Here is a 13810-nt window from a genome sequence, read left to right as displayed (position 1 = left end):
CGCGGAGCAGTTCTGCTGTAGTCCGGAAAAACCCAATTGCAGAAGCTTCATGCGGGACTGAACATGCTGTAGTCCGGAAATACCCAATTACAGCCAGTTTTTCGCTTGTTCGGGCGCGAAAAGGCCGCTGTAATTGGGCAAAATCGGACTACATCGCAAAAAGGTGCGTCCATGGCGTCTGCAATTGGGTAAAGTCGGACTACGGATAAACTGCGCGGAGCAGTTCTGCTGTAGTCCGGAAAAACCCAATTGCAGAAGCTTCATGCGGGACTGAACATGCTGTAGTCCGGAAATACCCAATTACAGCCGGTTTTTCGCTTGTTCGGGCGCGAAAAGGCCGCTGTAATTGGGCGAAATCGGACTACATCGCTAAAAGGTGCGTCCGTGGCGGCTGCAATTGGGTAAAGTCGGACTACGGAAAAACTGCGCGGAGCAGTGGCACCAGCTTAGCCTCTCAACGATTTTTCCTCAACACTAGTTAACTCCCTTACCACCTCCTGGGCTATACAGTAACGCTTACTTCTCCCATCGCCAGCCTGTGCACCCACCACGAATATTAGCTCTCCCACCGACAGCCTGTGCATCCACCACGAATACTAGCTCTCCCACCGCCAGCCTGAGCACCGCCACAAATATGACATCTCCAACAAGGACGCCAGCAGAACCATCACATCACTATCGTTCGGGATTGACAGGTACTAAGCGGCAAGCGCTACCGCCGAGAGCCGCGGCCGGGCAGCGTCATTCATTTAACAAATGATCATCTCCAACAGCCAGCCCCATCTCCGGCATCTCCGCCATCACTATCTTCATCCGCCTGATGCCCTCCTTGATCAAATCCGTTGTCAGTCCGCCATAGCCGAGCACGATGCTGTTTGTATACGCGCCTTTTTGCAAGGCGAATTGTTCCACCGGATAAACGAGGACGCCGGCTGATTGGATACGTTCAAGCAGCGCTTCGCTGAAGCTGACTTGCTTGAAACGAACGACCAGGTGCATCCCCGCGGCATGACCTAAAATGTCCACCTCGCCAAAATGCTCGGACAGGCTTCTGATCAACACTTCTCTGCGCTTCCTGTACACTTTGCGCATTCTGCGAATATGCCGATCCAGGTGCCCTTGTTCGATGAAACGGGCAAGGATAAGCTGCTCCAAGGCGGAGGTGTGCCGGTCGAGATACCATTTGCTGGTGCGAAAAGCAGGCAGCAGCGACTGCGGCAGCACGACATAGCCGATGCGGAGCGATGGCGACAATATTTTGCTGAATGTGCCGACATAAATGACTCGCTCCGGGTCGAGACCCTGCATGGCGTGGATCGGAACGCCGTCGTACGTGAACTCGCTGTCATAGTCGTCTTCAACGATATAGCAATTCATCGCACGTGCGTAGTCGATGAGTTGAATTCGCCGTTGAATCGGCAGCGTGCCACCGAGCGGGAATTGGTGCGATGGCGTGACGAACACGAAGCGAGGACTGTCGCTGCGGGACAGCCGGTCGGGGAGGATGCCCTTATCGTCTACTGGGATTGGCCGCACCTCAGCCCCGGCATAGGTGAAAATCGAGCGCATCTCGCTGGCGGTAGGATCTTCTGCGGCGATATACCCTTGCGGATCGGTGAGCAGCTTCGTGATGAGGTACAACGCTTGCGTGGCGCCGCCCGTAATCAGAATTTGCCCGGGCTGGCAATGAACGCCGCGCACTTGCCGCAAATACGGAGCCAGAACGCGCCTTAATTTCAACGCGCCTTCTGGCTCCAAATAACCGAACGAGTGCTCCGGCGATTCGTAACACGCTTCTTTGGCGAGCCTGCCCCACAGGTGGCGCGGAAAATAATCCGTCGCAGGACGGCTGGCATGGAAATCAATCCATGCGCGCTCCGCATATTCGGACGACTGCGGCTCATGCTGCCCAGCGCCAGCTCGGCGGCCGGCACCTCCACCCGCACCGGCGCCACCCCTGTCGCCAACAGGACCTGGCCGGTGGCGCAGCGATGCGCCGTCAGCGACATAGGTGCCGGAGCGCGGCCGCACCTCTAAGTAGCCTTCGGCAAGCAACTGGTCGTAGGCTTCCATAACAATGTTGCGCGACACGCCGCTCTGCTGCGCAAGTTCCCGGGAAGAGGGCAGCTTGATGCCCTCCCGCAGCACTTCATTCCAGATTGCTTCGCGTATTTGTTCATAGACTTGGATCGTTAATGTTTGTGGTTTGCCGCGATCGACCGTGAGAAGCATGAACGCCGCCCTCCTTCATATTATCTGGTACTATAAAAATGATAAAAACGTGGATCTTTTTAAACCAGATCTCTAAGTATTATGATGATATCAAGAAAAGACGACGAATGATAGTCGGCCATAGACGATCACGAGAATTGGGGGCAAACGAAATGAAAACAATCGGTCTTATCGGCGGTCTCAGCTGGGAATCCACGACAGAATACTACCGCCATATCAATCGCATCATGAATGAGCGCATGGGCAAGCTGCATTCTGCGAAGTGTATGCTGTATTCGATGGATTTTGAAGAGGTGGTTAAGCTGCAAGAAGCGGGCGAGTGGGACGAAGCGACGAAGGTGATGGTGGAAGCGGCACAGCGGCTGGAAGCCGGCGGGGCGGACGTAATTGTCATCTGCACCAATACGATGCACCGCATGGCGGATGAAGTGCAGGCGGCGGTAAGCATACCACTATTGCATATCATTGATGTGACAGCCGAGCGCATTAAGCAGCAGGGGCTGCGCAGAGTCGGTCTCATGGGGACACGCTACACGATGGAGCAGGAGTTTTACCGCGAGCGGCTGCAGCGTCAAGGCATCGAAGCAGTGATTCCGCAGGATGATGAGCGTGAACTCGTTCACAGCGTGCTGCGCAATGAGCTTTTCAAAGGCGTGTGCACACCTGAGTCCAAAGCGAAATTTATCGAGATTATCGAGCGGCTGCACGCGCAAGGGGCGGAAGGCATCATTCTCGGTTGTACAGAAATTCCGCTGCTCGTGCAGCAGGAAGATACAGGTATTCCGCTATTCGACACAACCCGTATTCACGCCGAAGAAAGTGTAGAGTTCGCTCTGGCATAGGTTCTTGCTGGACAAAGCGTAGAGTTCGCTTTGGCTTAGGTTCTTGCTGGACAAAGCGTAGAGTTCGCTCTGGCTTAGGTTCTTGCTGAAGAAAGCGTAGAGTTTGCTCTGGCTTAGGTTCTTGCTGGACAAAGCGTAGAGTTTGCTTTGGCTTAGGTTCTTGCTGGACAAAGCGTAGAGTTCGCTTAGGCTTAGGTTCTTGCTGAACAAAGCGTAGAGTTTGCTTAGGCTTATTTTCGCGCCGAACAAAGCATAGAGTTTGCTTGGGCTTAACCGTTTACCAAAAGGGCTCGCATCATCATGAAGCGCAGCCTTTTTTATTTTTGTTAACAATAATTTTATTTAAATGATGAAAATGCTACAATAGAGGTATTCTTGTCGAGGAGGAAGCACCCCCATGGGACTCATCAATGCCGTCGAAGCCATTGTCAGCCATTCATTTGAGGAATTTCAAAAAAGCTACGAGCTGAAATGCGCATGCGACCAATGCAAGGAAGATATTCAAGCGATCGTCTTGAACCGAATTCCTCCCAAATATACGTCCAGCGAAAGAGGACAACTATTTGTCAAAAGTTTATATTTGAACACGCAGCTTCAATCCGATATTTTAAAAGAATTGATGAGCGCGGCCATTATCGTGGAGCAAAACCAGCACCATGTGACTGTTGAAGAAACAAGGCAATAATGGCAGAAACACGAAAAGTCTGAGCGATCTTGATGAGATTGATCAGACTTTTGTACATGTGACTAAAGACGGCACTGATTTTCTATAAAAAGATGTATTGACGCGCGAATGAAAGCGTATTACTATGAAATTGGAAAACGTTTGGCGCCAAACTATACGATAAGGAGCAACAAGGTCTTGCCCACTTTGAAAGATATTGCGAAACAAGTTGGTGTGTCCGTTTCCACGATCTCCCGGGTAATTAATAACGATACAAGCAGACATATTAATCCCGAGACGAAGAAGAAAATATGGGAAGTCGTAGAGGAAATCGGCTATAAGCCCAATGAATCTGCGCGCAGCCTGGTACAGAACAAACGGGAAGAAGCGAAACCGTCCATGCTGGTCGGCTGCATCGTGATGAAGCCGCAATTCCGCGGCCAGCATCCGTATTTTTCGCCAATTTTGTCGGGCGTTAGCGAGCAGCTGCAAGATTTGGGCTATACGCTGGCATACATACATTCGATTGATGAACTGCAAAATGAGCAGCAGCTGCACAAAGCGGTCAGAGAGACGCAGCTGGATGGCATCATTTTGATCGGGGCAGTCGATGCCGAGTTCATCGCGTATATCAAGAAGCACATTCCAGCAGTCATTGGCATTGATTTGGAAGAAGATGTGCAAAGCGTAACGCTTGTCGATTATGACCGGATTGCCGCGGTGAAATCCGTTGTTGATCACCTGATTGAACAGGGGCACCGGAAGATCGGCTTTATCGGCGGCGATATCGCCACGAACGGAGTGCCGGAAGAGAAGCGTTACACCGGCTTCAAGTATGCCATGCACCGGGCCGGCCTGGAGGTTAATCCGAGTTGGGTGATCGACACGGACTGGAGAGTGGAGTGCAGCTACAGCGGGATGGTGGAGCTGCTGGAGTCGCAGGCGAACGAGCGGCCGACCGCGATGTTTGCGGCCAGCGACACGCTGGCGATCGCCGCAATGCGGGCTGTGACCGAGAGAGGGCTGCGCATCCCGGAAGACATCAGCTTCATCGGCATTGATAACATCGAGCTGTCGGAGTACACGAATCCGCCGCTGTCCACGATCGCCGTACCCAAATACGAAATCGGCACGACGACAGCCAGATTGTTAGTGCAGTACATGAACGGTACCCTGAATATGCCGATGAAGGTCCAACTGCCCTATCAGTTGATCATCCGGCAGTCTTCGCAGCTCTCTTAATGAATTGCTAATTATTTACGGCTATGTTCGTAAGTAATTATTTTTTTACACTTGCGGAAAACGTTATCCATAGTTTGCCGCAAAATTTGACTTGATTCTATAAGGGAGGTGATGGCACGGGGATCGCACATACATAAGCATTCAGGCAGCTACGTTTCTTCAATGAATGAACCGTTGATTTTCAAAATGCATGTTGACAAATCACCATCTAGGGGGAAAATGCGATGAAAAAAATGTTGATTTCCATGTTAGCGATCACGACAATCATTGCCGCTGGTTGCTCCAGCAGTCCGAACGAAGCCGCTCCGGCACAAGGCCAAGGAAACGCCACCAGTACGGAAACGGTAGAGCTCTCTTTTAGCAGCTGGGGTGGAAGCGCATACAAAGAAACGAATGATTTGTTGATTCAAGCTTTTACCGCCAAACATCCGAATATCAAGGTTAAAATCGAGGATACGCCGAACAAGCAGTATTGGCAAAAGATGGAGGCCGCCGCAAGCGGAGAAAATTTGCCGGACGTCTTCTGGATGAACGGACCGCGCTTCGCATCTTATGCCGCAAACGGGATGCTAAAACCACTCGACGATTTGATCAAGCAGGATAATGTCGATCTGAAGAACTATCCTGAATCGTTGGTGAAGCTGTACAACTACAACGGCAAGCAGTATGCGATTCCGAAAGATTTTGACACGATTGGCGTCTGGTACAATAAAGCGTTATTCGATGCCAAAGGCGTCCCCTATCCGGATGGGTCCTGGAATTGGGAGCAATTCGTGGATACCGCCAAGAAGCTGACAGATCCGGCCAAGGGCGTATGGGGCGTAGCAGCTGCACTGGATTCGCAAGGCGGCTATTATAATACGATTTATCAAAGCGGTGGCAACGTCATTTCGGATGATAAGAAAAAATCCGGCTACGATTCGCCGGAAGGGATTGCCGGCATTAAGTTTTGGACGGATCTGATCAATGTCCATAAAGTGTCGCCAACGCTTGCGCAGATGACGGATACCGAGCCGCTCGATATGTTCCAGTCCGGCAAAGTGGCGATGCTGTGGGAAGGCTCTTGGAACGCAACGACATTTGCCAAGAACGATTATTTGAAAGATAAAGTGGACGTAGCTCCGCTGCCGAAAAATAAACAGCAATCCGTCGTCATCCACGGGCTAGGCTATGCGATGTCGGCCAAGTCCCAGCATCCGAAAGAAGCATGGGAACTGCTCAAGTTCTTGGGCTCGAAGGAAGCGATGGACATTCACGCGAAGACCGGCGTAGCGATTCCAGCCTTTAACGGCACACAAGATGTTTGGGTGAAGTCGTTCCCGAACATGAAGCTGCAAATTTTTATTGATGAAGTGAAGTATGCGAAGCCATATCCGGTTTCGAAATATACGTCCAAGTGGTCTTCCCTGGAGCAGGAGATCTTGAATAAAGCTTGGGCGGGGCAAGTGTCGGCTGAGGAAGCGGCGAAGCAGCTAGCGGCGAAGATGAACGAAGCGCTGGCAGCAGAGAAATAAACAGGCGAGGGGGATTGGCAGATGGAGTCTCAAAGCGTTGTGAGCCCAAGCCCACATATTCATACAGCAACACGTAAACGCAACAATTTGGCCCGATCCCAATGGTTATGGGGATATCTGATGATAGCCCCCTTTTTTCTTGGGCTGCTCGGTTTTTACATTTGGCCGATTATACAAACGTTCTATTTCAGCTTCACGAAGTGGGAAGCGTTCAATACGTATTCCTGGGCCGGGCTGGATAATTACAAACGGCTGGTGCAGGATGTGAGCTTGCTTCATGCCCTGCGCAATACTGTCACTTATGTGGTCATGTTTGTGCCGATGAGCATAATTATATCTATTATAGTAGCCACACTGCTCAATCAAAAAATTCGCGGACTCGCCATTTACCGCACGCTGTTTTTTCTGCCTGTCGTCACGATGCCGGCAGCGGTGGCTATGGTATGGAAATGGCTGTACAACGGGGATTACGGATTGATCAACTACGTGCTCAGCCTCTTTTCTATCAAAGCGCAGAACTGGCTGACAGACCCCAAATGGGCGTTATTCGCGATTGTCGTCGTCGCCGTCTGGTCATCGATCGGCAATAATATGATCATTTTTTTGTCAGGGTTGCAGGGAATTTCATCGTCCTACTACGAGGCGGCGTCCATAGACGGCGCTGGACCATTCCGTAAATTTTATGTCATTACGCTGCCCCTATTGACCCCGACCATCTTCTTTGTGACGGTGATCTCGTTGATCGGTGCGTTTCAAGTATTTGATCTGATCTATATGATGATCGGCAGCAGAAGCTTGATGGTCGAAAATACGCAATCGGTTGTGTATTTGTTCTATAAATATGCATTTGAAAATAATGATAAAGGCTATGCGTCCGCAGTCGGCATATTCCTGCTTGTCATTATCATGCTGATCACGGCTGTCCAAATGAAGCTGCAGAAGAAGTGGGTGCATTATGAATAGAAAGCTGCTCGTACATACATTGCTGATCATCGGAGCGCTGCTCATGGTCACGCCTTTCGCCTGGATGCTGTTGACTTCGGTCAAGTCGCTCGGCGAAGCGTCGCAAGTGCCGCCGGTCATTATTCCTCCCACTTTTCATTGGGACAATTATGCCAAGGCGATCATGTCGCTGCCGTTCATGACGTTTTATTTCAACACATCGATTACAACGCTGGCCAAAGTGGCGGGGCAGCTGCTCTTCTGCTCGATGGCAGCGTTCGCGTTTGCAAGGCTGCGGTTTCCGGGCCGGGATGCCATCTTTCTCATTTCATTGTCCGTGTTAATGATTCCCGGGCAAGTGTATATCATTCCGCAGTATTTGATTATGAAAGATTTTCATTGGCTGAACACGCTGGCAGCGTTGATTATGCCTGGTTTGTTCAGTGTGTTCGGCACGTTTTTGCTGCGCCAGTTTTTTATGACAATCCCCAAAGAGTTGGAAGAAGCGGCGACGCTGGACGGCTGCAGCTACTTCGGCATCTATTGGCGCATCATGCTGCCGCTGTCGAAGTCAGGCCTTACGGCGCTGGCGATTATGACCATCTTGTGGTCATGGAACGACTTGCTTTGGCCGCTGATTGTCAACAAATCGCTGACGAAGATGACGCTGTCCGCCGGACTTGCCTACTTGCAAGGCGAGCATTTTACGAACTATCCAGTGTTGATGGCAGGATCGATTTTGGCGATTTGGCCGATGATTGTGATGTTTATTATTTTTCAACGTTCTTTTATAGAAGGAATTGCGCTTACAGGAACAAAAGGATAAAGAAGAGATATCGCTATGGATAAAGGAGAAACCAGGATGAGTACATTAACAGCTGTTCTATTGGGAGCGGGCTCTCGGGGGGCAAGAAGCTATGCGCCCTATGCCTTGGATTACCCGCATGAGTTGAAATTCGTTGCGGTTGCAGAGCCGGATGCGGAAAGGCGGGACAAATTTGCCCGCGAGCACAACATTCCGCCTGAACAAGTCTACGCAAGCTGGGAGCAAGTCATGGGGCAGCCGAAGCTAGCTGACATCATGATCATCTGCACGCAAGACCGCATGCATCATGCGCCGACCTTGCAAGCGCTGAACCAAGGCTACCATGTGCTGCTGGAGAAGCCGATGTCGCCGGATCCAAAGGAATGCATGGAAATGGAGCAGGCAGCCAAAGACAATGAACGTTTACTGACGATCTGCCATGTGCTTCGCTACACGCCGTTCTGGTCGACGATCAAGCGGTTGATTGACGAAGGGCGCATCGGTGACGTAGTTTCGATCCAATTGAACGAAAATGTAGGCTACTGGCATATCGCGCATAGCTTTGTCCGAGGCAACTGGAACAACTCGGATACGTCGAGCCCAATGATCTTATCCAAATCGTGCCACGATATGGATGTCCTGTCCTGGCTGATGGACCAGCCTTGCACACGAGTTAGCTCTTACGGTTCGCTGATGCATTTCCATGAAGGCAATGCGCCGGAAGGCTCAACCAGCCGCTGCTTGGACGGCTGTGCAGTTGAAGCGACATGCCCGTATTCGGCGCCGAAATTTTATTTGGGTGATGGAAAAAGCTGGGCATGGCATTTCACGCAGGACAGTTCTCGGGAAGCGATTGTCGAAGGCTTGAAGACATCGCCTTACGGCCGCTGCGTGTACAAATCCGATAATAATGTGGTTGACCATCAGGTGGTCAATATGGAATTTGCCAACGGAGCGACGGCGACCTTCAGCATGTGCGGCTTTACGATGGAGCAGGAGCGCATCGTTCAGATTATGGGCACGAAAGGGCAGATCAGCGGGCATGACGACAAGATTACGCTGTATGACTTCGTGACCAAGGAGAAGAACGACATCACGGTTCATGTGCCCAACAGCGGCCATGGAGGCGGCGATGCCGGCGTGATGCGCAGCTTTCTGGATGAAGTCCGCCATTATAACGGCGGCGAGAGCTTGACCTCCGCTTCGGCTTCGGTGCGAAGCCATCTGATGGCTTTTGCCGCCGAGGAGTCGCGACTGAACAAAGGGAAGTCGATTGAGATCGCCGATTTCGCTGAACGAGTGAGAAGAGGGTAGCTGAGCATGAAAAAACGCGAACGGTCTATTACAGGCTGTTCGCGCTTTTTTATGGAGTGAATGACCGTATGATCTGTGGCTGAAAGGTTATTCTAACGGGAGCAGTGTTGTGGAAAAATGATCCGGTCGATCAGGCTGGCGGATAGTAAATGATCGTTTTGTAGATCGCTTTGCCATCAGACACATTGCGGTACGTATGCTGCCGGTCTGCAGAGAAATGAATCGCATCGCCAGGGCTCAGGAAGTAGAGATCCTGCCCGATACTTAATTCGAGCTTGCCGGCTACCATGAGAATGTATTCCTCCACACCGAAGTTATGAGGCTCGGAGATGTGGCGGCAGCCAGACTCGATCTCGACCGTGTATACTTCAAAGTTTTTTTGCGGATGAAAAGGGAACACCGGATAGGCGCGATATTGTCCGTCCTCTTCCTCAAATGGTGATAATTCCTCGGCGCGGACCAGCGTAACTTTCGGCTCATCATCTTCGATGAGGCTCGTGAAGGAAATTTGCAGCCCGCTGACAATCTTCCACAAAACGGAAATCGTCGGATTGGAATCCCCACGCTCAATCTGCCCCAGCATCGCCTTGCTGACACCTGTCAGTTCCGCAACTTGATCCAGGCTTAATCCTCTCGTTTTGCGGATATTCAACAGCTTCCTGCCTACCATTTTATGAATGGGTTCGTTCATAGAAGTCCTCCTAAAATATTGTTTCCGTTATCGAAAAACGCCTATTTACAATATAACATACATTCGTGTAATATCGTATATATAAATGATAAAACGCACATTTGTGTAATATAGTGAACATTCATCTTTGGGGGTAGTATTCGATGAGCGCGACCATGATCGGACTGGTTAAGGAACATAGAGGACCGGGTGCCATCTTAAAAGAAGTTCCAATTCCGACCTGCGGGCCGGACGAAGTGCTGGTGAAAATTAAAGCGACTTCCATTTGCGGAACGGACGTACACATCTATAAATGGGACGCATGGGCAGAGAAGACCGTTCTAACGCCGAATGTGTTCGGTCATGAGTTTGCCGGTATCGTGGTTGAAGTTGGAGAGCGTGTTACAGGTGTCAAAATTGGGGATCATGTATCCGCCGAAGGTCATATGGTTTGCGGAACCTGCAAAGCATGCCGCACCGGCAATGCGCATGTGTGTCCGAATACGAAGAGCTTCGGCATTACGGCGCCGGGCTGTTTTGCCGAGTATGCGGTCGTGAAAGGAAGCAATGTGATTCATAATGATCCCCAGCTTCCTTTTGAAATCGCTTGCTTGCAGGATCCGCTAGGCAACGCGGTGCAAACGGTGCTGTCCGGCGATATCGTCGGCAAGTCGGTCGCTGTCATCGGCGTCGGGCCGATCGGCATGATGGCGATTATGGTCGCCAAAGCTTGCGGGGCAGGCACAATCTACGCCGTGGATATTAACCCAAGCCGCTTGGAAATGGCTGTGAAGATGGGTGCGGATGTGACGATCAATGCGATGGAGACGCGCACAGCGGATGCGCTGCGGGAGCAGACAGACGGCGAAGGCGTCGATGTCGTGCTGGAGATGTCCGGTAATCCGCAGGCGATTGCGGATGGCTTTGCGGCTGCGGCGAACGCAGGCCGGGTCTCACTGCTGGGCATCCCTACGCGCGAGGTCAGTATCGATGTGACGAATCATATTATATTTAAAGGGCTTCGCGTGGAAGGGATTACCGGACGGAAAATGTACGAAACCTGGTACCAAATGAAGGGGCTGCTGAATCAAAAACGCATCGATCTGGGCTCGGTCATTACGCACCGCTTCACACTGGATCAATACGAAGAAGCGTTTCGTCTCATGGCGGAAGGCCAATGCGGCAAGGTTGTTTTTATTCACTAAGCGAACCTGGGAGGATCCTATGAATTATCTGAACGATTTAGCTGCTTATTTGGAAGGTTTGAAAAGCGAGGGGCGCTACCGCACGCTGAAAGTATGGGAGAGCGGCTCCGACACCTGGATGGTTTTGAACGGACGTAAAATTTTGCAAATGTCTTCGAACAACTACCTCGGGCTGACGAATCATCCCAAGCTCAAACAAGCGGCTATCGAAGCGATAGACAAATACGGTGTCGGCAGCGGATCGGTACGCACGATCACCGGTACGCTTGATATTCATGAAGAATTGGAAATCGAGCTGGCCAAATTCAAAGGGACGGAAGCTGCGCTTGTGTTCCAATCCGGTTTTACAACGAACCAGGGGGCGCTGTCGGCTGTGCTAGGTCCTGATGATGCCGTTATCAGCGATGAGCTGAACCACGCCAGCATTATTGACGGCATCCGCTTAACGAAAGCAACTCGCAAAATTTATGCGCACAAAGACATGGATCAGCTAGAAGCCGTGCTGAAAGAAACGCAGCATCACCGCAAGCGGGTCGTTGTCACGGATGGCGTATTCAGCATGGATGGCGACATTGCGCCACTGCCGGATATCGTCCAGCTGGCTGAAGCTTATGACGCTATCGTTTATGTTGATGATGCCCATGCCAGCGGGGTTTTGGGTAAAAATGGAAAAGGTTCGACCGACCATTTCGGTCTTCACGGACGCGTGCACATTCAGATCGGCACGCTTTCCAAAGCGATCGGCTGCGTAGGCGGCTATGTCGCCGGCGCGCAGCTGTTGAAAGAGCATCTCATCCACTCGGCGCGGCCGTTCTTGTTCAGCACGTCACAGACACCGGCCGTGGCCGCCACTTGTCTGGCGGCGATTCAAGTGCTGCGCGACAGTTCGGACCTAGTCACACGGCTATGGGATAACACGGGCGGTTTCCGAGCGGACCTGCAGCGTCTCGGCTTCGACACTGGCGCGAGCGAAACGCCGATCATCCCGATCATTATCGGTGACCCGGCGACGACGATGCGCTTCTCCGACCGGCTGCTGGAGGAAGGGGTCTTTGCGCAAGGCATCGTCTATCCGACGGTCGCCATGGACAAAGGCCGCGTGCGCCTGATCGTAACGGCACAGCATACGAAAGAGGATCTGGCGTTCGCGCTGAACAGCCTGCAGAAGGTCGGCCGCGAGTTCGGTTTGATCTCTTAATAGCAAGACGTGTAGACAAAAAGAGGCCCCTTATGGGGTCTTTTTTGTATGCGGCGCGGCATGCGCGGGTTCCCGCGTCGAACAACCAGATTCCCCCGCATCCATGCGATAGAGTAACGTCCACCTCCCCAAGTAGCTATACATATGTGGGACAGTGACCGCGCGCCCGCTCCCGGAATGCTTCGGCACAAGACGCGCCGGCCGCGAGCGGGATTACCCGCTCACCAGGTCTTATTTTCCAAATACCCCTTGACGAGCCCAGCTATCGATGTGCGACAATAGACTTTAAACGAGCAAGCTGCGAAAGGGGAAGCGAGGATGATGAGGCTATCCGTATGTGTAGATGCGCTGTTCAGGAAAGAGGATTTTGCGCAAAGTGTTCGCAGAATCAAGGCTGTCGGCTGTGACGCCATTGAGTTTTGGTCGTGGTGGGATAAGGATTTGGATCAAGTTGAGAGCGCTGTCAAGGAAACTGGGGTGACGATTGCGGCTTTTTGTACGAAGTTCATCAGCTTGGTCGATGCGGCCCAGAGGGAGGATTACCTCGAAGGCCTGCAAGCCTCCATCACGGTGGCGAAACGGCTGAACTGTCAGCAGTTGATCACACAGGTAGGGCCGGAGCTCGAAGGCGTGCCAAGGGCCATCCAACGGAAATCGCTCATCGAGGGGTTAAAGGCATGCGTGCCGCTGCTGGAGCAGGCGGGGATGACACTGCTCGTTGAGCCGCTCAATACGCTCATCGATCATAGGGGCTATTTTTTGTCTTCCTCAGCGGAAGCTTTCGACATTATCAAGCAAGTGAACAATCCGCACGTGCGTGTGCTTTATGATATTTACCACCAGCAAATTATGGAGGGCAACCTTCTAACGACGATAAAAGCTAACATGCAATGGATCGGGCACTTTCATGCGGCAGGCGTACCGGGCAGGAGAGAGCTTAGCAGCGGAGAGCTGGCTTATGACCGCATCTTTCAAGCAATTGCCGAAGCGGGCTTTAACGGTGCCGTCGGTCTAGAATATTTCCCGGAACACGAAGCGGAAGCGGGCTTGGAACAAGTGCGCAGACTAGAGGCGTTTTCAAATCATCGTTAAGTTGAACCCGAAAGACACCGCACTGCTGAATGAAGCAGGACGGTGTCTTTTTGCATGCCTATAAACTTTTTTATAGTGTGTCATAAATGT

The 13810-nt window shown here is 51.7% G+C and carries 12 protein-coding genes; 10 read left to right on the top strand and 2 right to left on the bottom strand.

The window, feature by feature from the left end; all coding sequences use genetic code 11:
* Positions 1 to 741: 741 nt before the first annotated feature.
* On the bottom strand, positions 742 to 2232 hold the full coding sequence (gene pdxR / locus O9139_RS31515) for a MocR-like pyridoxine biosynthesis transcription factor PdxR (RefSeq protein WP_270885698.1): 1491 nt from the start codon (positions 2230 to 2232) through the stop codon (positions 742 to 744).
* Between the two features lie 152 nt (positions 2233 to 2384).
* Between pdxR and O9139_RS31510 the strand changes: the two genes are divergently transcribed.
* From O9139_RS31510 to O9139_RS31480, 7 genes are all read left to right on the top strand, one after another.
* Positions 2385 to 3074 carry an aspartate/glutamate racemase family protein gene (locus O9139_RS31510; protein ID WP_270885697.1) on the top strand — a complete coding sequence of 230 codons (690 nt, stop codon included), beginning with the start codon at positions 2385 to 2387 and terminating at the stop codon, positions 3072 to 3074.
* 397 nt (positions 3075 to 3471) lie between these two features.
* Positions 3472 to 3759, top strand: coding sequence for a late competence development ComFB family protein (locus tag O9139_RS31505; protein WP_270885696.1), 288 nt, complete (start codon positions 3472 to 3474; stop codon positions 3757 to 3759).
* 177 nt (positions 3760 to 3936) lie between these two features.
* Positions 3937 to 4980: a LacI family DNA-binding transcriptional regulator gene (locus O9139_RS31500; protein WP_270885695.1), complete on the top strand. Its 1044-nt coding sequence runs from the start codon at positions 3937 to 3939 to the stop codon at positions 4978 to 4980.
* A gap of 224 nt (positions 4981 to 5204) precedes the next feature.
* Complete coding sequence (locus O9139_RS31495) at positions 5205 to 6494, top strand: sugar ABC transporter substrate-binding protein (RefSeq protein ID WP_270885694.1); 1290 nt, start codon at positions 5205 to 5207, stop codon at positions 6492 to 6494.
* 21 nt (positions 6495 to 6515) lie between these two features.
* Positions 6516 to 7457 carry a carbohydrate ABC transporter permease gene (locus O9139_RS31490; protein ID WP_270885693.1) on the top strand — a complete coding sequence of 314 codons (942 nt, stop codon included), beginning with the start codon at positions 6516 to 6518 and terminating at the stop codon, positions 7455 to 7457.
* Positions 7450 to 8262, top strand: a complete 813-nt coding sequence (locus tag O9139_RS31485; RefSeq protein ID WP_270885692.1) for a carbohydrate ABC transporter permease — start codon at positions 7450 to 7452, stop codon at positions 8260 to 8262. Before O9139_RS31490 ends, O9139_RS31485 begins: the two co-directional genes overlap by 8 nt.
* Before the next feature lie 36 nt (positions 8263 to 8298).
* Positions 8299 to 9555, top strand: coding sequence for a Gfo/Idh/MocA family protein (locus tag O9139_RS31480; RefSeq protein ID WP_270885691.1), 1257 nt, complete (start codon positions 8299 to 8301; stop codon positions 9553 to 9555).
* A gap of 130 nt (positions 9556 to 9685) precedes the next feature.
* Here O9139_RS31480 and O9139_RS31475 read toward each other — a convergent pair whose 3' ends face one another.
* Positions 9686 to 10246 carry a helix-turn-helix domain-containing protein gene (locus O9139_RS31475; RefSeq protein ID WP_270885690.1) on the bottom strand — a complete coding sequence of 187 codons (561 nt, stop codon included), beginning with the start codon at positions 10244 to 10246 and terminating at the stop codon, positions 9686 to 9688.
* A 143-nt stretch (positions 10247 to 10389) separates the two neighbouring features.
* Here O9139_RS31475 and tdh point away from each other — a divergent pair, with 143 nt between their 5' ends.
* The 3 genes from tdh to O9139_RS31460 all read left to right on the top strand — a co-directional run bounded on the left by tdh (position 10390) and on the right by O9139_RS31460 (position 13720).
* Positions 10390 to 11430 (top strand): L-threonine 3-dehydrogenase, encoded by a 1041-nt coding sequence (gene tdh, locus O9139_RS31470; RefSeq protein WP_270885689.1) that lies wholly within the window; start codon positions 10390 to 10392, stop codon positions 11428 to 11430.
* A gap of 19 nt (positions 11431 to 11449) precedes the next feature.
* Entirely contained in the window at positions 11450 to 12628 is a 1179-nt protein-coding gene (locus O9139_RS31465) for a glycine C-acetyltransferase (RefSeq protein ID WP_270885688.1), read from the top strand.
* 318 nt (positions 12629 to 12946) lie between these two features.
* Complete coding sequence (locus O9139_RS31460) at positions 12947 to 13720, top strand: hydroxypyruvate isomerase family protein (RefSeq protein WP_270885687.1); 774 nt, start codon at positions 12947 to 12949, stop codon at positions 13718 to 13720.
* Positions 13721 to 13810: the final 90 nt, after the last annotated feature.

The sequence above is a fragment of the Paenibacillus aestuarii genome, from assembly GCF_027789125.1.
GTDB classification, from domain to species: Bacteria; Bacillota; Bacilli; order Paenibacillales; family NBRC-103111; genus Paenibacillus_E; species Paenibacillus_E aestuarii.
The sequence above is the reverse complement of the archived record's forward strand: the minus strand, read 5'-3'. Positions and strand labels throughout refer to the sequence as shown.